Below are 19,237 nucleotides of genomic sequence, written 5' to 3'. Positions count from 1 at the left end.
GCGATTGCTCGGGCCGCCTCAGAAAGCGACCTTGTCGCCGCCTTTCAATGACAGGATCTCGCGTGCCTCGTCGGGCGTCGCGACCTCCATGCCTAGCCCTTCGATGATCTTGCGGGCCAGCAAGACCTGCTCAGCGTTCGATTTGGCAAGCTTGCCTTTGCCAGCCCACAGACTGTCCTCCAGCCCGACGCGGATGTTGCCGCCAAGCGCTGCCGATTGCGCGGCGATGCGGAGCTGGCTGGCGCCAGCGCCGAGAACCGACCAGCGGAACTGGTCGCCGAACAGCCGGTCGGCAGTGCGCTTCATGTGGGCGACGTCTTCGGGATGGGTGCCGATACCACCGAGCAGTCCGAACACCGACTGCACGAAGAAAGGCGGCTTCACCAACCCGCGGTCGGCGAAGTGGGAAAGGTTGTAGAGATGGGCGATGTCGTAGCACTCGAACTCGAAACGCGTGCCGTTGTCGTAGCAGGTCGCCAGGATGTACTCGATGTCCTTGAACGAGTTGCGAAAGACGAGGTCGCGGGTCGCTTCCAGATGCGGCTTTTCCCAGTCGAACTTGAAAGTCTCGTATTTGTCGGCGAGGTGATAGAGCCCGAAATTGATCGAGCCCATGTTGAGCGAGGCGACTTCCGGTTTGAACTGGGCGGCCGGGCGCACGCGCTCCTCGACCTTCATGTACGGGCTGCCACCGGTGGTGATGTTGATGGCGGCGTTGGTGCCTTGCTTGACGCGCGTCAGGAAGCGAGCGAAGGCCTCCGGCGTCTGGTCGGGCTTGCCGGTTTCCGGATCGCGCGCATGCAGATGCAGGATTGCGGCACCGGCTTCGGCAGCCGCGATCGCCTCCGAGGCGATCTGGTCCGGCGTGATCGGCAGATAGGGCGACATCGTCGGCGTGTGGATGGCGCCCGTCACCGCGCAGGTGATGATGACCTTGCCCCTGGTCTGCGCAGGCCCCGGCTTGCGGCTGGTTTGCGTCATTCTCCGAACTCCTGATCCGATTTTCTCTTGTGGGCGGCGAGCGCCATGAGCCGGCGGTCACGCCACACCTGCCGGTCGCCTAGGCTTTGCTGTGGCAGTCGCTTGCGGCGATCAGCCTCGACCGTGTCGATGACCTTGCCGGCCCAGTCGACGCGTCGCTGCGTCTGGGGAAAGATGTTGGAATAGATGCCCTGATAACGCTCGACATAGTCGCGCACGCCGCCAGGCGCATTGAGATCGATGGTCTCGAATGGACCCATGAACGACCAGCGCAGCGCCAGCCCGTCGCGGATGCCGATGTCGACATCCTCGACACTGGCGTAGCCGTCGGCGACAAGCCGGAAAGCCTCCTCCAGCAATGCGCCTTGCAGGCGGTTCATGATGAAGCCGTCGAGTTCGCGCTTCATCACCAAGGGCGCATGACCGGCGTCGATGAGGAAGGCGCGGGTTCTCTCGACCGTTTCGGCAGACGTCCATGGCGCCGGCACGATTTCGGCCGCCGGAATGAGATAGGGCGGGTTGATCGGATGCACGACCAGGCAGCGCTGCCGCCCTTGCAGATGGTCGGTGAATTTCGACGGCAACAGCGCCGAGGTGGAACTGGCGATGACTGTTTGCGGATCGGCAAGGCTGTCCATCAGCGAGAACACCTCCCGCTTCACCTCGAGGTTTTCAGGCGTGTTCTCCTGGATATGGACCGCACCAGCCAGCGCCTCTGCCAGCTCGGCGACAATGGTGATCCGGCCGAGCACGGTGTCGACCGCCTGTCCCCGCAGCAGGTCGTTCCGGGCGAGATCGCCGAGCACGCCGGCAATGTAGTCGCGGGCGCCGCCGGCCGCAGCGGGCGACTGGTCCCACATCCGCACGTCATGGCCGGCGCGGGCAAAGCTGATCGCCCAGGCCCGCCCGATAAACCCGCTTCCGACGATCACGACATTGGCCATGGCTTATTCCTCAAAGTGTTTCGACGTTGCCGTCGACGCCGAGCGACTGGCCGGAAATGTTGATCCCCGCATCGGAGAGCAGGAAGGCGACCATCGACGCCACATCATAGGGGCTGGTCATGCGGCGCAGCGAGATGTTTTGGAGATAACGATCCGTCATCTCTTCGTGGCTGATGCCGACCTGCTTGGCGCGCGCCGAGATGACACCTTCGATGCGGGGTCCCTCGATGATGCCGGGCAGGATGGCGTTGACCCTGATGGCGTGCGGCCCGAGCTCCTTGGCGAGGCTCTGCGTAAAACCGATGACGCCGAACTTGGCCGCCGAATAGGGCGTGCGGAAAGCATAGCCATGCCGGCCGGCAGCCGACGACATCGAGACGATCGAGCCGCCGCCCGCCGCCTTGATCAGCGGCACGGCGCGACGGGCGCACAGAAACTGGCCGGTCAGGCAGATGTCGATACAGCGCCGCCAATCGGTAGGGTCGATCTCGTCGACACCGCCGGTCGGCCCGGCAATGCCGGCATTGTTGATCAACGCATCGAGCCCGCCGAGTTTTTTCTCGACCGCCTCGAACAGCCGGTCGACGTCCTCGTCGCGCGAGACATCGGCCTTGACCGCCGCGACGAGGTCGATCTTGCCGGGAGCGGCGGCCAGCGCCTCGTCGGAAACGTCGCAGACGACGATACGGGCGCCGAGGCGCGACAGCGTGTCGGCTATGGCAAAACCGATGCCGCCGGCGCCCGCCGTGACCAGCACGCGCTGGCCTTTCAGCCCGGTCAGAAATTCGTCCGCCGATTCCGGCGCCCTTGTGCTCATGGTCCTGTCCTTTTCATTGCAGCCGCCGTTCGCGCAACGCCATGACGGCGCCCAGAACGACCAGTCCGTAAAGAATTGCCCTCGTGGCATAGGGAAGCGTGGTGCCGGCGAGCAGCATCTGCAGTGCGGTCAGCAACAACACGCCGCCGAGCATGCCGAGATAGTGGCCGCGTCCGCCGGTGATCAGCGCGCCGCCGACCACCACCACGGCGATCGACGGCAACAGGTAGTCGTCGCCCATGCCAAGGCTTGCCTGACCCGAAAAGCCGGTCAGCATGATGCCGACAACAGCCGCGCAGACGGCCGAAAGCATATAGACCAGGATCAGCGTGCGCTCGACGCCGATGCCCGACAAGCGCGCCGCGCGCAGCCCATTGCCGATGCCGTAGACGCGTCGTCCGAACGGGGTGCGGCCAAGCAGCAATACCGCCGCGACGACAAAGACGACCATCAGCAGGACGATTGGGGTCAGCAGGCCGGCAAGCTTGGCCGTCATGACCCAGCGCAGCATCGGCGAGGAAAACCCGGCCGGCGTTCCCTGCGAATAGAGCAGCGCACAGCCTTGCAGAATACCGTTGGTGGCGAGCGTCATGACGATCGGCGAGATGCCGAGATAGACGATGCCGAAACCATTGGCGAAGCCAATGGCGCAGGCCATCACCAGGACGACCGGCAAGGCGTAGACAAGGGCGGCGTCGGAGCCGTTGACCATGCCTGCCAGGATGATGCCGGAGATGCCGATCGTCCATGGCACGGAGAGGTCGAGGCCCCCGGTCAGAATGACGGTTCCCTGCCCGAGCGCCAGGACGGCTAGGAAGGACGACAGCACCAGCAGCGAATTCCAGTACCCCGGATTGAGGATGGCGCGGCCGAGCCAGATCTGGGTGACGACCACGATGAGCAGCAGGCAGACATAGGCCGGCAGCGCATAGCGCAGCGTTTCCGCATTGCGCAGATGGAAGGCAGGGCGCGGCGATGCCGGACTGCGCTGGGCATGGGCTGGCTCGGCGATCTTAAGACGCCGGTCCACGCGCTCGAGTTGCGAGGGCAATATGCCGGCGCGCCAGGCGGCAAGCCGGGCGCGCGCGGCGCGCAATTGCACGGCAAGCACCGATGCATGCGAGATCGAGCCGGCAAGTGCCGCCAGCACCAGAATGGTGCCCTCGGCAATGGTCGAATAGTAGGCCGATACGTTGAGCACCAGCAGGATGTTCACCACGATCATCAGGATAAAGGCGCCAAAGACAGAGCCCACCGGGCCGCCCTGCCCGCCACCGAGGCGCGTGCCGCCGACGACGACCGCCGCGAACATCGACAAGAGCAGCGGATTGCCGACCAGCGGATCGCCGCTGCCGGTCTGGGCGCTGATGAACACGCCGGCAAGGCCATAGCAGCCGCCGGCGATGACATAGACGGCAAAGCGCACCAGCACGACATTGATGCCGACGGAAACGGCCGAGTCCGGATCGCTGCCGACCGCATAAAGTGCTGTGCCGAAGCGGGTTCCCTTCAGCCAGAACCAGGCGAGCAGGACGACGCCGATCACCACCAGCGGCATCGGCAGCCAGCCGGTGATCGCGTCGCCGAGATAAAACGTGCCAAGATCGGGCGACACGAAGCCGCCGGGCTTGTCCATCACCAGCAGCGTCACGCCTTGCAGGATGAACATGGTGGACAGCGTCACCACGATGGGCTGCATGCGCAGCACGGCGATGAAGAAGCCGTTGAAGGCGCCCACCGCCATGCCGACGCCGATGCCGACGGCGGTCCACAGGATGATGCTGGCGCCTGGCGCCATCGGGTCCATGCTCGATGCCAGCACGGCATTGACCAGCGATATCACCGCCCCGGCGGACAGGTCGAAGCCGCCCGACAGGATGACGATGGTCTGACCGATCGCCGCGAGCGCCGAGGTGGCGCCGCCGCTCGACAGGAACGACACGTCGAAATAGGTCAGCGGCCCGGCGCTGATCCAGTCGACGACGAAGAGCAGGATCGCCAGGACGGCCGCGGCGATCAGCGCGCCGCGATTGCGCACCAGCGCACGGCGCAGTCCGAAGCGGCCGGGAACAGGGGATGAGGATGCTGCGCTGCTCATGCGGCGGCTTCCCCGGCATGGCCAAGCGCCGGGCGCATGATGGCCGGTTCGGTGATGGCGTCGCCTTCGAGTTCGGCGGCGATGCGCCCGTCATAGAGGACCAGGACCCTGTCGCATTGGTGAACGAGTTCGGGGATCTCCGTCGAGTGCAGCAGGATCGAACCGCCCGAAGCCACATAGTTTCGCATCATCACATAAAGCTCGTGCTTGGTGCCGACGTCGATGCCTCGGGTGGGATCGAACAACAGCAGGATGCGGCTCTGCGCCACCAGCCATTTGGCGATGGCGATCTTCTGCTGGTTGCCGCCGGAAAACGCACCGGCCCGCGTCCACAGCGCCCGACGGTCGACCTCGACAGTGGCGAATGCCGCCTCGACGGAGCGGGTCTCAGCCTGCGCGTCGACAAGGCCTAGCCGTGTGAAGCGCGATATCACCGGCAGCGTGGCGTTCTGGCTGCCCGACAGTTTCAGGAACAGGCCTTCGGATTTGCGGTCTTCCGGCACCAGGCCGATGGCCATGTTGGGGCGCAAGGCATCGGCCGGCGAACCGAGCCAGACCTTGCGGCCGTCGACGAGGATGTGGCCGCGCTCGATCTCGGCCATGCCAAAGCAGGCCAGGAACAGGTCCTGCTGGCCCATGCCCTGCAACCCGGCGACGCCGAGGATCTCGCCCTTGCGCAGATCGAAGCCGGCGCCGTCGAGCTTGCGCCCGACCTTGAGGTCGCGCACGCCCAGAACCGGCGGCCCGAAAGCCTGGGCGCTGTCCGGCTTGGGCGGGAAGGTCTGCTCGATGCTGCGGCCGATGATCTTTTCGATGACGTCGCCATCCGAGACGTCCGCAACCGGCGCGGTGACGATGTGGCGGCCGTTTCTCAAGATCGTCAGCGTGTCGCAAAAGGCGCGGACTTCGCGCATGCGATGGGTGATGAAGACGATGGTGGTACCCGCCGTCTTCAGCCTGGCGATGATCGCGCCTAGCCAGTCGACGTCGCGACCCGCGAGCGTCGAGGTCGGTTCGTCGAGCAAAAGGATGCGCGGCTTACGGTAGACGGCACGGGCGATTTCGATCTTCTGGCGCACCGAAAGCTCAAGTTCACCCACCTCGGCATCGAGATCGACGGAAAAACCGAGATTTTCGATATGGCGACGGACGGCCTTGCGGGCAGCACCGCGGCGGATCAGGCCGGAGACGCCCACGGGGGCGTAAGGCAGCATCATGTTGTCGAGGACGGAGAGGTCGCGCACCAGTGTCATCTCCTGGAATGCTGTCTGCATGCCGAGCGCATGGGCTGCGCGCGGGGCGCCGTAAGCGATCTCCTTGCCGAAGACACGGACATGGCCTTGGGTCGGCCGGACCAGTCCGGACAGCAGCTTCACAAGTGTCGACTTGCCGGCTCCGTTTTCACCGAGCAGGGCATGGACGCTGCCGGGCGCGATCGCAAACGTCACGCCGTCCAGCGCGACGGTCGGGCCGAACGCCTTGCTGATGCCGTCGATCTCGATGGCGGGGAGCTCGGAATGTTCTGTCATTGTCCTCGATCGCCAAGCTTGGCATGGACCGACGATGCACGGACAGAAAATGTCCGCGCATCGTCAAGATCGCCTTGGGAGGCTTATTCTTCCGGTTGTCCGACGAGGGCAGCCGCGAGGCCGACCTCGGGTGTCTGGTCCGAGAAGATCGAGGCAAACCAGCCCGGATTGGAGACCAGCGACGGCTTGAAGGCGTTGCAGCCGGCCTTCATCTCCGCCCATGTGCCTTCGTCGCACAGCTTGATCGTCTCATTGGTGACGACCGGCAGCGGCAGGATGGTGGTCTTCGGCACGTCCTTGCCTTCGATCGCCTCGACGGCAAGCTTCAGCGCCAGCGCACCCGAATAAGGCGGCGAGGCATAGGAAATGCGTTGTGCGCCGGCCGGCGCGTAGGGCGCGGCCGCACCTTCGACTTCGGTGCCCTCCGGCAGCATCTGGATGCGGCCGCCATTGGAGCCCTCACCGGCACAAGGCAGGAGTTCGCTGGTCTTCTTGCCGGCCTCGAGCTGCATCGAGTTGGCGGTGAAGCAGCCGACCTGCATCCACAGCCCGTTGATGTCGTCCCAATTGCGGGTGGCCAGGATTTTCGAAAGCTCGGTGCGGGCGACCGCCTGGCTCCACATGCCGACAGCCTCGCCGACGATCTTGATATCAGGATATTTGGCGAAGACTTCCTTGGCGGCTTTTGTCCGCTGATCGTCAACGGATGTTCCCGGGACACCCGTGATGGCGATGATGTTGCCCTTGCCGTTGAGCTTCTTGACCAGCCATTCGGCGGTCACCCTGCCGGCTTCCAGCTGGTCGATGTGGACGTTGTAGGCGCAAGGCTCGGTGATCTCGGCGTCGTAGGCAAAGACCTTCACGCCCTTGTCGCAGGCATTCTTGACGACCTGGTTGAGCGCGGTCGGCGAGATCGGATATACGACGATGGCCTCGGCGCCGCTTTGCACCATTGCGTTGATCTGCTGAATCTGGCGTTGCGCGTTGGGGCCAGCGACCTGGACCTGCAGGTCGACCTTGTCGGCCAGGCTCTTGTGGGCGGCCATGGCCTTGACCATGTTGGCCGCCTCCGCCTGCCAATCATTGCCGATGTAGCTCATGCTGAGAAAGATCTTGTGCTTCTCGGCTGCCTGCGCGGCGGACAGGCCGAAGGCGCATGCAGCCATCCCAGCCAGCAGCGCGAGCCGCCGGACTTTCGATCCGATACCCATGTGAAACTCCTCCCAAACAGAACGACCGAATGCCTCCCAAGGGCACAAAACGTAACCCTTGCCATTCGATGCCAGCGACCGTAACATGATTTGATCAAATATCAATGATGAAATCGTTTATATCGAAATGGGCTATGTCGGCCGCTTGACGTGGCACCACGAACCTTGCATTCCGACACAAGCAATAGTGTCGCCCTTGGGCGGGAAGGTTGACCGGAGATGGCTGGATCGGCGTTCAGGAAGCCTGGTGTCGAGATCATTCCACTGTCCAAGGAAACTCTGCAGGACCGGGTCTACAATCAGGTCACCGAACTGATCCTCGACGGCAGCATCGTACCGGGCGAGATGGTCACGGTTCAGAGCCTCGCCGACGCCTTTGGCGTCAGCCCGATGCCGGTCAGGGAAGCGCTGCGGCGCCTGACGGCAGCCAACGCGCTCACCGTGGTATCCGGACGCTCCATTGGTATTCCGGCACTCAGCCGCGAGCGGCTCACCGATTTGCGCAATGTACGTTTTGAGATAGAGGCCATCGCCGCCGGCTGGGCCTCACAGAACCGGAGTGATGCGGATCTTGCGATTTTCGCGCGCGATCTGGACTCACTGGAACGCGCGAATGGCGCGGACGACGTAAAGGCCTATCTCAGGGCGAATTATACCTTTCACTTCGCAATCTACCGAGCAGCGGGATCCGAAACCCTGCTCAAGATCATCAAGGATCTATGGCTGCAGATCAGCCCCTATTTCAATATGCTGCATGGGTCCTACTCGACCGCGAACACATACCATCAACAGATGTTTGCGGCCCTGCGCGACCGTGACGAGCAGGCAGTTCAGGCGGCGGTTCGCGGCGATATCGATGCGGCTTTCGACATGCTGGTCGATCTTTTGAAGTAGCGCCCGGCCCGACCTCCGACCCCTATCACATGCCTCCTATTTCTGGGGATGGCAGAGCAGCGCTCATGCGCACTCAGCGGGCAAGCGCGGGCTTCTTCTGGTGATCCAGAGATCATAACCCGAGCGCGCCATCCATGGTTCTCGTACTGGAGCTTACCGGCGGCAGCCGATGACGCGGCGAACGCATCGCATGGTCATTATCGGATTGCCAAAATCTGGTAGCGTGATTATACCAGTTGATCAGTTGACGACGCGCGATGCCGTCGGCGAAGAACAGGAGTGGTGACCAGATGACAACGATTGCGCTGTTCGGGGCTGGCGGGAAAATGGGCTACCGCCTGTCGACCAATTTTCGCGGGTCGCCCTACACGATACGCCATGTCGAGGTCAGCGATGCCGGCCGCGAACGGCTGAAGACCGGACTGGGTTTCGATACGGTCAGTGCCGACGAGGCGCTCAAGGACGCCGATGTGGTGATCCTGGCCGTCCCCGACACGCATATCGGCAAGGTAGCGGCCAGCATCGAGAGCAAGCTGGCGCCAGGCACGATGGTGGTGGTGCTCGACGCGGCGGCACCTTTCGCCGGCCATCTGCCGAAGCGGCCTGACCTCACCTATTTCGTCACTCACCCCTGCCATCCGCCGATCTTCAATGACGAGACCGACATGGCAGCCAAGAAGGACTATTTCGGCGGCGTGAAGGCCAAGCAGCACATGGTCAGCGCCCTGATGCAGGGCCCGGAAGAGGACTACGCCAAGGGCGAGGCGATCGCGAAGATCATATGGGCGCCGGTGATGCGTTCGCACCGCGTCAGCGTCGAACAGATGGCGCTGCTCGAGCCTGGCCTTTCGGAGACGGTGTGCGCCTCGTTGCTGGTGGTCATGAAAGAAGCCGTCGACGAGGTCGTGGCGCGCGGCGTCGACCAGCAGGCGGCACTCGACTTCCTGCTCGGCCATATGAACGTGCTCGGCGCCGTCATTTTCGGCGAGACCAAGGGCGTTTTCTCGGACGCCTGCAACAAGGCGATCGAATTCGGCAAGCCGGTGCTGATGCGTGACGACTGGAAGCGCGTGTTCGAACCGGAAGAGATCGCCGCCAGCATTCAGCGGATCACCTGAGAGAAGACAGGTGCTTGACGCAGCACCTCAAGGGCCCGGCATGCCATTGCCGATCCTCGATTTTGGTAGCTCATCAGGTACATGTCACCTGAATTTGTGGTTGACTCATCATACCAGTTGGCTTAGCTGTTCATGGCTCGGATCGACAAGGTTTCGCAGGGAGCACGATGCCTGGGCGAGTGGAGGAGGGCTGGGGAGCAACGATCCGTCTTGGGTAAGCCGGCAACGGTTTTCGACCCAAGCGATCCGCGGCCCGCGCTGCCTGACGAATTCGGATGCAGACAAAGCCATTGGCCGATCAAGGCAATTTTTCAAACGGGAGGACTTCATGAAACTCACACGCAGAATGACGCTTGCGGCTTTCGCCGGTATGCTGGCGCTTGGCACGGCAGTGCCCGCCTATGCGGCGGATCTCATCGCCATTATCACGCCCTCACACGACAATCCGTTCTTCAAGGCGGAAGCCGTCGGCGCGGAAGCCAAGGCCAAGGAACTCGGCTATGAGGCGCTGGTGCTGGTCCATGACGACGACGCCAACAAGCAGTCCGAGCTGATCGACACCGCGATCGGCCGTGGCGCCAAGGCGATCATCCTCGACAATGCAGGCGCCGACGCCACCGTCGCCGCCGTGCAGAAGGCCAAGGACGCAGGCATTCCGTCCTTCCTGATCGACCGCGAGATCAACGCCACCGGCGTCGCCGTGGCGCAGATCGTCTCCAACAACTACCAGGGCGCCCAGCTCGGCGCGCAGGAATTCGTCAAGCTGATGGGCGAGAAGGGCAATTTCGTCGAGCTGGTCGGCAAGGAATCCGACACCAATGCCGGCATTCGTTCCAAGGGTTATCACGACGTCATCGACGACTATCCGGACCTGAAGATGGTCGCCCAGCAGTCGGCCAACTGGAGCCAGACGGAAGCCTATTCCAAGATGGAATCGATCCTGCAGGCCAACCCCGACATCAAGGGCGTGATCTCCGGCAACGATACGATGGCGATGGGCGCCTATGCGGCACTTGCCGCGGCGAACCGCAAGGATGTCATCGTCGTCGGTTTCGACGGATCGAACGATGTTCGCGACTCCATCGTGTCGGGCGGCATCAAGGCGACCGTCCTGCAGCCGGCCTTCGCGCAGGCGCAGATGGCGGTCGAGCAGGCCAACGACTTCATCAAGAACAAGAAGTCGCCGGCCAAAGAAAAGCAGTTGATGGACTGCGTTCTGATCAATGGCGACAATGCCGCCAAGCTGGAGACCTTCGCGCTGACGAACTGAGCCAGCGTGATTTCAATAGCGAGGGGCGAACATCGGTTTTCGCCCCTCGCCGCCATTTTCCGTGGGCCGCCCACGATGCTGAACGACAGGCCGCCATGCTGAACACCAAGCCGAACTGGCCGACCCTTACCGTGATGGTCGGCATCAGCCTGACCGCCTGCAAGATCCTGCCTACGAAATCGGAAGCCGGAGACAACGCTCCCGCCTTCAATCCAGACAAGATGGTCGAAGAGACATGGGCGGCAAAGGTCGTGCCCTATCTCCAGCAGAAAGCCGGACCGTTTGCGCAGGTTCACACCCTGGCGACAACCGATCCATCGGCTGCCGGCGCCAAATACGGCAATCCGAACAAGCAGGCGAATTCGCCTTGGACTTTCGCGGTTCGCCTGGAAGGCAAGATCGTCGCGGCCAACACGCAGTCGCGGGCAGCAACCGTCGACGTCGATGTCGACGGCGACGGCAAAGCCGATGCACGAGTGCAGATCGGACCGGCGGTGCGCGGTACCGCGCTGCGCGACAGCCTGGACTTCATCCAGTTCAACGACTTCACCAACCAGATCGACTTCGCCCAGTTCGGCAAGGCGTTCAACGCTTATGCCGACAAGACGGTGCTCTCCAAGCTGCCACGCGATGCGCTGCAAGGCCGCAGCGCCAAGGTGCTCGGCGCCTATACGCTGGGGAGCGGCCAGGACCTGCCGCTGGTGACGCCGGCGGAGGCAGAGATCGGGCCGAAGCCATGAGCGCGACAGCTGAGCGCGAAATCATCCTGAAGCTCGAGGACGTCTCCAAGGTCTATTCCGGCACCGTTGCGGTCAAGCGCGCCAATTTCGAGGTGCGCAAGGGCGCGGTCAACGTGCTGGTCGGTGAAAACGGCGCCGGCAAGTCGACGCTGATGAAGATCATCGCCGGTGTCGAACGGCCGACCGCCGGCCGCATCCTGCTGGAAGGTGAAGAGGTTTCCTTCTCCTCGTCCGCGGACGCGGTGAACCGCGGCATCGGCATGGTGTTCCAGGAGCTGAACCTGTTCGGCAATATGAGCGTCGCCGAGAATATTTTCGCCACCCGGGAGATCACCAACCGCTTCGGCAAGATCGACCGCGAGCAACAGGAAAACCGCGCTGCGGAATTTCTGGAACGCCTGCAAGCCGGCATACGGCCAGACATGCTGGTTGAGGATCTGCGCATCGGTCAGCAGCAGCTGGTCGAGATCGCCAAGGCGGTCTCGCTCGACGCGCGCATCCTGATCATGGACGAGCCGACCTCGGCGCTGAGCGCTGCGGAAGTCGAGATCCTGTTCAAGGTGATCGCCGACCTCAAGGCACGCGGCGTGGCGATCGTTTATATCTCGCACCGGCTCGAAGAGCTGATCCGCATCGGCGACTACATCACCGTGCTGCGTGACGGCCGCATCACCGGCCAGGAAGAGATGAAGAACGTCGACACGCAGTGGATCGTTCGCCAGATGATCGGCTCCGACGCCAAGGACTTCGCCAAGGCCGACGGCCATCTTCCGGGAGAAGAGATTTTTCGTGCCGAGGAGATCTGCCTGCCGCGCGCCACCGGCGGACTTGCCGTCGACCATGTCTCGTTGTCGCTGCGTGCCGGCGAGATCCTCGGCATTTACGGCCTGATGGGCGCCGGGCGCAGCGAGCTGTTCGACTGCATCATGGGCCGTCACGGCCATTCGACGGGCGAGATCTTCATTGGCGGTATAAAGGTCAAGGAGCGCGATACGACGCGGCGCATCCGGCGTGGCCTGGCATTGATCCCCGAAGACCGTCAGCGCGAAGGGCTGGTCTCGATCCTCTCGGTCGCCAGCAATTTGACGCTGGCCAGCCTGTTGCGATTTGCCCGCCTGTTCCATATCCGTGGCGCCGACGAAAGGCAGGCGGTGACGCAGATGGTGCGGGAGCTGGCGATCAAGGTCGCCGACCCTGCGCAGGAGGTGTCGTCGCTGTCGGGCGGCAACCAGCAGAAAGTGGTGATCGGCAAGGCGCTGCTCACCGAACCCAAGGTGCTGCTGATGGACGAGCCCAGCCGAGGCATCGATGTCGGCGCCAAGGCAGACGTCTTCCGCACCATGCGCAAACTGTCCCGCGACGGTTTGGGGATTTTGTTCGCCACCTCCGACCTCGACGAGGTGATGGCGCTGTCCGACCGCATCGCGGTGATGAGCAACGGAAAACTGACCGGCATGTTCGATCGCGCCGAAGCGACGGAGGCGGCACTCGTGGCTGCATCCGCGCTTGGCCACGGACCGACCCCACGCACGGAGAGCACCGCCCATGACTGACATCCCAGCCAAAGCGGCCGCTCCCTCCACTTCCGGCGGCTCGGTGCTGCTGACCGTGATGAAGCTTCGGACGTTCATCGCGCTGATCGCCGTGCTGATCTTCTTCTCGATCGCGGCGCCGAATTTCCTATCGACCGCCAATCTGATCCTGATGTCGAAGCACGTGGCGCTGAACGCATTCCTGGCGATGGGCATGACCTTCGTCATCATCACTGGCGGCATCGACCTTTCGGTCGGCTCGATCGTCGGCCTGTGCGGTATGGTGGCCGGCTATCTCGTGCTCAACGGCATCGACCTGCAGATCGGCTACACCATCTATTTCAACGTCTTCGAGATCGCGCTGATCACACTGGCCGTCGGCATATTGATCGGCGCCGTCAACGGATTGCTGATCACCAGGCTGAACGTTGCACCGTTCATCGCCACGCTCGGCGTGCTCTATGTCGCGCGCGGGCTGGCGCTGCTGTCGTCGGACGGCCGCACCTTCCCCAACCTCGTCGGCAAGCCGGAACTGGGAACCACCGGCTTCGGTTTCCTCGGCGCCGGCCGGCTGCTCGGCCTGCCGGTGGCGATCTGGATCCTGATCGTCGTTGCGCTGGGAGCCGCCTATCTCGCCAAATACACGCCACTCGGCCGCCACATCTTCGCGGTCGGCGGCAATGAACGGGCGTCGCGGATTTCGGGCGTCCGTGTCAACATGGTGAAGATGTTCGTCTATATGTTCTCCGGTTTCTGCGCGGCGATCGTCGGCCTGATCATCTCGTCCGAGCTGATGGCTTCGCATCCGGCGACAGGCGAAAGTTTCGAGCTCAACGCCATTGCGGCGGCGGTGCTTGGCGGTACCTCGATGTCGGGCGGGCGCGGCACGATCGGCGGCACCATCGTCGGCGCCTTCGTCATCGGCATTCTTTCGGACGGGTTGGTGATGATGGGCGTGAGTTCGTTTTGGCAGATGGTGATCAAGGGTCTCGTCATCATCGTCGCCGTTGTCGTCGACCAGGCACAACGCCGGCTTCAACAGCGCGTCACCTTGATGCAGATGGCGAAGGCGGGTTGAGCATGGCGGAGTTGCGTGGAGCGCTGATCGGCTGCGGCTTCTTTGCCGTCAACCAGATGCACGCCTGGCGCGGCATTGCGGGCGCCTCGATCGTCGCCATCTGCGACCGTGACCCGGAACGGCTCAAGATCGTCGGCGACCAATTCGGCATTGCGAAGCGCTATACCGATGCGGCGGAACTTTTTGCCGGCGAAAACCTCGACTTCGTCGATATCGCCACCACCGCGCCCAGCCATCGTCCGCTTGTCGAAATGGCGGCCGCTCATCGCGTTCCGGTGATCTGCCAAAAGCCATTCGCGCCGACGCTGGCCGACGCCAAGGCCATGGTCCGGGCATGCGCACAAGCAGGCGTGCCGCTGATGGTGCATGAGAATTTTCGCTGGCAGTCGCCGATCCAGGCGGTGCGCGCCGTGCTCGACAGCGGCGAGATCGGCACGTCTTTCTTCGGGCGCATCTCCTTCCGCTCCGCCTATGACGTGTTTTCCGGCCAACCCTATCTGGCGACGGGAAAGCGTTTCATCATCGAGGACCTCGGCATCCATGTCCTCGACATCGCCCGTTTCCTGCTCGGCGACGTCTCGACCATCACGACGCGAACCGCCCGCATCAATCCTAGTATCGCGGGCGAGGATGTGGCGACCATGCTGATGGACCACAAGAGCGGCGCGACCTCCGTGGTCGACTGCAGCTACGCGACGAAGCTTGCGACCGAGCCGTTTCCCGAGACGCTGATCGAGATCGACGGCAGCGACGGAACGATCCGGCTGGCGCAGGAATACCGGCTCACCGTCACCGGCAGGAACGGCACGGTCGTTACCGACGCCTCGCCGCCGCTGCTGCCATGGGCGTCGCGTCCCTGGCACAACATCCAGGAAAGCGTTGTCGCCATCCAGCAGCACTGGGTAGACTGCCTGGCAAAGGGGATCGAACCGGCGACCTCGGGAGCGGACAATCTCGAGACGTTCGCGCTGGTCGAGGCGGCTTACGCCGGTGCCGCGAGCCGGCAAACGGTGCAACTCGACGCCTTGCTGAAATGACCGACGACGCCTTCCTGCTCTACGGCACACGTACGGTCGAAGCCGAGCCGGTCAGGCTGCGCGCGGGCGCGCTTAGCGCCGACTTCGTCAACGGCAATCTACGCACCATCAGCCATGGCGGCACCGAAGTGCTGCGCGCCGTCGCCTATATCGTGCGTGACCGCGACTGGGGCACCTATGAGCCAAATTTGACGGACCTGATCATCGACCAGGCTGCCGACGCTTTTTCGGTCAGCTATTCGGCAAGCTGCCTGGCCTCCGATGGAACCCGGCTCGGCTTCCGCGCCACCATCAAAGGCTCCGCCGATGGCCGTCTGGTCTTCGAGGTCAGCGCCCTTCCCGAGAGCGATTTCGAAACCAACCGCTGCGGCTTCTGCATCCTTCACCCGATCGCCGACCTCGCCGGCAGCCCGGTCAAGGTCGAGCATACGGACGGCAGCGTGGAGGCGACAAAGCTTCCCGAACTGATAGACCCCTGGCAGCCTTTCAAGGATATCCGCGCCATCACCCATCAGGTTCGGCCTGGCGTCACCGCCGAATGCCGGATGGAAGGCGATACTTTCGAAATGGAGGACCAGCGCAACTGGTCGGACGCCTCCTACAAGACCTATGTGCGACCGCTGGCGCTGCCCTGGCCCTATGTGCTGCCTGCCGGCCAAACCCTGCGCCAGACGATCAGCCTGCGCATCGCAGGTGAAGGCAAAGCGCCGGCTGCCGCCGTGGCCAGCGAACCGGTCCGCGTCGAACTCGGCGAAGCCGGGCCAACGCTGCCGGATGTCGGCGTGGTCATCTATCCCGAAGATGTCGAGACGGCACTGGCGAACCTCTCCACGCTGACGACACTCGGCCCACAACAGCTGCTGTTTCACTACGATCCGACGCGCGGCCACGGGCTCGACGCCTTGCGCGCTTTCGCCCGGCTCGCAAATGCCCACGCTGCCGCAACGACCCTCGAATGCGTCGTTGTGTGCGCCGGCGATCTTGACGCCGAGATGTCAGGTGTCGCCGACCTGGTGCGCCAGGCCGGGCTAAAACTCTCGGCCATTGCCCTGTCGCCTTCGGTCGACCGGCAGTCGACACCGCCGGGCAGCGCGTGGCCGGACTGTCCGCCGCTCGAGGATGTTTACGCGGCCGCGCGGCGCGCCTTTCCGGATATCCGCCTCGGCGGCGGCATGTTCAGCTACTTCACCGAACTCAACCGCAAGCGCGTGCCGGCGGACCAGCTCGATTTCATCACCCATTGTACTTGCCCGATCGTGCATGCCGCCGACGATCTCAGCATCATGCAATCGCTGGAGGCGCTGCCTTTCATCACCCGATCGGCGCGGGCGATCTTCGGGGCAAAGCCCTATCGGATCGGCCCGTCGACGATTGCCATGCGCCAGAACCCCTATGGCAGCGCGACCAAGCCCAATCCCGGGGGACAGCGCGTTGCCATGGCCGACAGCGATCCTCGCCACACCGGTCAGTTCGCTGCTGCATGGACGATTGGCTATGCCGCGCGTGTCGCACCGGTCGGACTGGAGATGTTGACACTTTCCAGCTTCACTGGACCTTTCGGCGTGCTCGCTTCATCAGGGGAACCTGTCGCGGAAGGATCACACCGGCCAATCTTCCAGCCCATCAAGGGGCTTTGCGAGCTGGCCGGCCTTGCGCATGTGTCGGCAAGGACGAGCGATGAAACCAAGGTGCTGGCGCTGGCCGGGCGCTCCGCCTCGGGCAAGACAATCGCGTGGCTGGCGAACCTGACGGCGGAAGACGTGCAGGTCGACATTTCAGCTTTTGGCCGAGGCCAGGTCGCAATGACGCCTTACGCGATCCTTCGGATCGGCTGAACCGCCGAGATTATTTTTCAGAATTCATCACATAGAGCGCGCGCGAGCGTTCGAGATGCTTGATCATCGCCTTCTCGGCGCCGTCGGCATCCTTTTTCTCGATGCGGCCGATGATCTCTTCGTGCTCGGTCAGCGTGAACTTTTCCTTGCCGGTCCAGATCAGCATTTCGGTGTGGTATTCCTTCAGCCAGCCCAGCATCGCCTCGCTGACGGCAATATAGATCGGATTGCCGGAGATGGCGGCGATCTGTGTATGGAACTTCATGTCAGCGGAGATGAAGGCTTCGGAATCGCCGCGAAAGCCGCGCTGTTCGGCAACGGTGGCCCTGAGCCGCTGCACATCCTCGGCGGTGGCCTTTTCGGCGGCTTCCCTGACCATGCCGCGCTCGAAGAAGATGCGCGCGGTCTTCAGGTGCTCAAGCGTGTCCTTCGACGACGACAGGATGATCTTGGCGGCGCCGTCGACCTGCTTGATGATCGACTTGGCGGTGAGTTGCAGCACCTTGGCGCGTTCGCCATGCGAGATCGCCACCAGGCCCATATTGCTCAGCGCCTGCATCGCCTCGCGAATCGCCGGCCTGCCGACCTCGAAGCGCTCCATCAGTTCGCGCTCCGACGGCATGTCGTCGCCCGGCATCAGCTCGCCGCTGGTGATCAGGCGTTTCAGCCGCAAGAAGACCTCATCGGAAAGCTTGCGCCGGACAATCGGTTCCGAACGGTTCATCGTCGCGAATCACTCCCTTGACCCGGCCTTATCTAACACTGCCGCCACAATTCCCGGAATTGCCGTCTGTCGATCCCGCTGCCGGATATGACTTGCAATACTTATGTACTCATTATACCAGATTTGAAACACCGGTGAACCTTTTTCGAACGCCTCGGCTTGAGACAGCGGACCATGATCACGCTCACCTACCGCATCGAAACGCCTGGAAGCATCGAAGTCCTGGCGGCCAAGATCGCCAGCGATCAGTCGACCGGCACCTTCGTCGCGCTGCCCGGCGAGACCGAGGAACTGAAAGCCCGGGTGGCGGCGCGCGTGCTGGCGATACGGCCTCTGGCCGATGCCGAGCGGCCGTCGCTTCCCGACAGCGGCAACGGGCCGTTCAGGCGCGCCGATGTCGATATCGCCTTTCCATTCGATGCCATCGGCACCGACCTTTCGGCACTGATGACCATTGCCATCGGCGGCACCTATTCGATCAAGGGCCTCACCGGGATTCGCATCGTCGACATGAAATTGCCGGAGGAGTATCGCGGCGCGCATCCCGGCCCCCAGTTCGGTGTCGCCGGCAGCCGTCGGCTGACCAATGTGATGGATCGTCCGATCATCGGCACCATCGTCAAGCCGGCGCTGGGCTTGCGGCCACATGAGACGGCGGCAATGGTGGCGGAACTGATCGCCGCCGGTGTCGACTTCATCAAGGACGACGAGAAGCTGATGAGCCCGGCCTATTCGCCCCTGTCGGAACGAGTGAAGGCGATCGTGCCGCTGATCCTCGACCACGAGCAGAAGACCGGCAAGAAGGTGATGTATGCCTTCGGCATCTCGCATGCCGACCCCGATGAGATGATGCGCAACCACGATATGGTGGCGAAGGCTGGCGGCAATTGCGCTGTTATCAACATCAATTCGATCGGCTTCGGTGGCATGGCGTTCCTGAGGAAGCGCTCCAGTCTGGTGCTGCATGCTCACCGCAACGGCTGGGACATCCTCACCCGGCACCCCGGGCTAGGCATGGACTTCAAGGTCTGGCAGCAATTCTGGCGACTGCTCGGCGTCGACCAGTTCCAGATCAACGGCATCGCCTCGAAATACTGGGAGCCGGACGACTCTTTCGTCGAATCGTTCAAGGCGGTGACGACACCGATCTTTTCACCCGAGGACTGCGCCTTGCCGGTGGCGGGCTCTGGCCAGTGGGGCGGCCAGGCTCCTGAGACATATGCGCGGACCGGACGGACCGTCGATCTTCTCTATCTCTGCGGCGGCGGCATCGTCAGCCATCCGGACGGGCCGGGCGCCGGTGTGCGTGCCGTGCAGCAAGCCTGGCAAGCGGCGGTCGACGGCATTCCGCTGGCGGACTTCGCCCTGAACCATCCCGAACTGGCGCGGTCGATCGAAAAATTCGGCGACGGCAAGGCAGCCTGAGACG

General features: G+C 63.3%; 16 protein-coding genes. 9 read left to right on the top strand and 7 right to left on the bottom strand.

Translation table 11 applies throughout. From position 1 onward, the window contains the following. Positions 1-18 precede the first annotated feature (18 nt). From kce to AC0L3E_RS16140, 6 genes are all read right to left on the bottom strand, one after another. Positions 19-981, bottom strand: a complete 963-nt coding sequence (gene kce, locus AC0L3E_RS16165) for a 3,5-dioxohexanoate:acetyl-CoA acetone transferase (RefSeq protein ID WP_128308998.1) — start codon at positions 979-981, stop codon at positions 19-21. Next, positions 978-1,925: a 3-hydroxyacyl-CoA dehydrogenase gene (locus tag AC0L3E_RS16160; protein WP_473605160.1), complete on the bottom strand. Its 948-nt coding sequence runs from the start codon at positions 1,923-1,925 to the stop codon at positions 978-980. Before AC0L3E_RS16160 ends, kce begins: the two co-directional genes overlap by 4 nt. Positions 1,926-1,935: 10 nt before the next feature. Continuing rightward, positions 1,936-2,742 (bottom strand): SDR family oxidoreductase, encoded by an 807-nt coding sequence (locus AC0L3E_RS16155; protein ID WP_473605158.1) that lies wholly within the window; start codon positions 2,740-2,742, stop codon positions 1,936-1,938. Positions 2,743-2,755: 13 nt separating this feature from the next. Continuing rightward, the gene (locus tag AC0L3E_RS16150; protein WP_473605157.1) at positions 2,756-4,840 is read right to left on the bottom strand and encodes an ABC transporter permease subunit; all 2,085 of its coding nucleotides are present in this window, start codon (positions 4,838-4,840) and stop codon (positions 2,756-2,758) included. After that, positions 4,837-6,369 (bottom strand): sugar ABC transporter ATP-binding protein, encoded by a 1,533-nt coding sequence (locus AC0L3E_RS16145; protein WP_128308742.1) that lies wholly within the window; start codon positions 6,367-6,369, stop codon positions 4,837-4,839. The genes AC0L3E_RS16150 and AC0L3E_RS16145 overlap by 4 nt, the downstream gene beginning before the upstream one ends. Before the next feature lie 83 nt (positions 6,370-6,452). Further along, entirely contained in the window at positions 6,453-7,580 is a 1,128-nt protein-coding gene (locus AC0L3E_RS16140; RefSeq protein WP_127273122.1) for a sugar ABC transporter substrate-binding protein, read from the bottom strand. Between the two features lie 219 nt (positions 7,581-7,799). Here AC0L3E_RS16140 and AC0L3E_RS16135 point away from each other — a divergent pair, with 219 nt between their 5' ends. The 8 genes from AC0L3E_RS16135 (at position 7,800) to apnL (ending at position 17,084) form a co-directional block, all read left to right on the top strand. Continuing rightward, the gene (locus tag AC0L3E_RS16135; protein ID WP_013533053.1) at positions 7,800-8,474 is read left to right on the top strand and encodes a GntR family transcriptional regulator; all 675 of its coding nucleotides are present in this window, start codon (positions 7,800-7,802) and stop codon (positions 8,472-8,474) included. A gap of 290 nt (positions 8,475-8,764) precedes the next feature. After that, complete coding sequence (locus AC0L3E_RS16130; protein ID WP_127269048.1) at positions 8,765-9,592, top strand: phosphogluconate dehydrogenase C-terminal domain-containing protein; 828 nt, start codon at positions 8,765-8,767, stop codon at positions 9,590-9,592. A 328-nt stretch (positions 9,593-9,920) separates the two neighbouring features. After that, on the top strand, positions 9,921-10,862 hold the full coding sequence (locus AC0L3E_RS16125) for a D-ribose ABC transporter substrate-binding protein (RefSeq protein WP_128308740.1): 942 nt from the start codon (positions 9,921-9,923) through the stop codon (positions 10,860-10,862). A 95-nt stretch (positions 10,863-10,957) separates the two neighbouring features. Continuing rightward, complete coding sequence (locus tag AC0L3E_RS16120; protein ID WP_127398397.1) at positions 10,958-11,602, top strand: DUF2291 family protein; 645 nt, start codon at positions 10,958-10,960, stop codon at positions 11,600-11,602. Then, positions 11,599-13,155, top strand: coding sequence for a sugar ABC transporter ATP-binding protein (locus tag AC0L3E_RS16115; RefSeq protein ID WP_128308739.1), 1,557 nt, complete (start codon positions 11,599-11,601; stop codon positions 13,153-13,155). Before AC0L3E_RS16120 ends, AC0L3E_RS16115 begins: the two co-directional genes overlap by 4 nt. Continuing rightward, complete coding sequence (locus AC0L3E_RS16110) at positions 13,148-14,212, top strand: ABC transporter permease (protein WP_127326976.1); 1,065 nt, start codon at positions 13,148-13,150, stop codon at positions 14,210-14,212. The genes AC0L3E_RS16115 and AC0L3E_RS16110 overlap by 8 nt, the downstream gene beginning before the upstream one ends. Before the next feature lie 2 nt (positions 14,213-14,214). Next, complete coding sequence (locus AC0L3E_RS16105; RefSeq protein ID WP_473605155.1) at positions 14,215-15,249, top strand: Gfo/Idh/MocA family protein; 1,035 nt, start codon at positions 14,215-14,217, stop codon at positions 15,247-15,249. Beyond that, on the top strand, positions 15,246-17,084 hold the full coding sequence (gene apnL / locus AC0L3E_RS16100; RefSeq protein WP_473605154.1) for a D-apionate lactonase: 1,839 nt from the start codon (positions 15,246-15,248) through the stop codon (positions 17,082-17,084). The genes AC0L3E_RS16105 and apnL overlap by 4 nt, the downstream gene beginning before the upstream one ends. A gap of 10 nt (positions 17,085-17,094) precedes the next feature. On the opposite strand, the gene AC0L3E_RS16095 is transcribed toward apnL, so the two are convergent. Then, positions 17,095-17,808, bottom strand: coding sequence for a transcriptional regulator NanR (locus AC0L3E_RS16095; protein ID WP_127318194.1), 714 nt, complete (start codon positions 17,806-17,808; stop codon positions 17,095-17,097). 174 nt (positions 17,809-17,982) lie between these two features. On the opposite strand from AC0L3E_RS16095, the gene oiaX reads away from it, so the two are divergent. After that, complete coding sequence (oiaX, locus tag AC0L3E_RS16090) at positions 17,983-19,233, top strand: 3-oxo-isoapionate-4-phosphate decarboxylase OiaX (protein WP_473605153.1); 1,251 nt, start codon at positions 17,983-17,985, stop codon at positions 19,231-19,233. The last annotated feature ends 4 nt before the right edge of the window (positions 19,234-19,237 follow it).

Source organism: Mesorhizobium sp. WSM4822, assembly GCF_055811155.1.
Note: the sequence above shows the minus strand (reverse complement) of the source record. Positions and strands in the feature narration are given on the sequence as shown.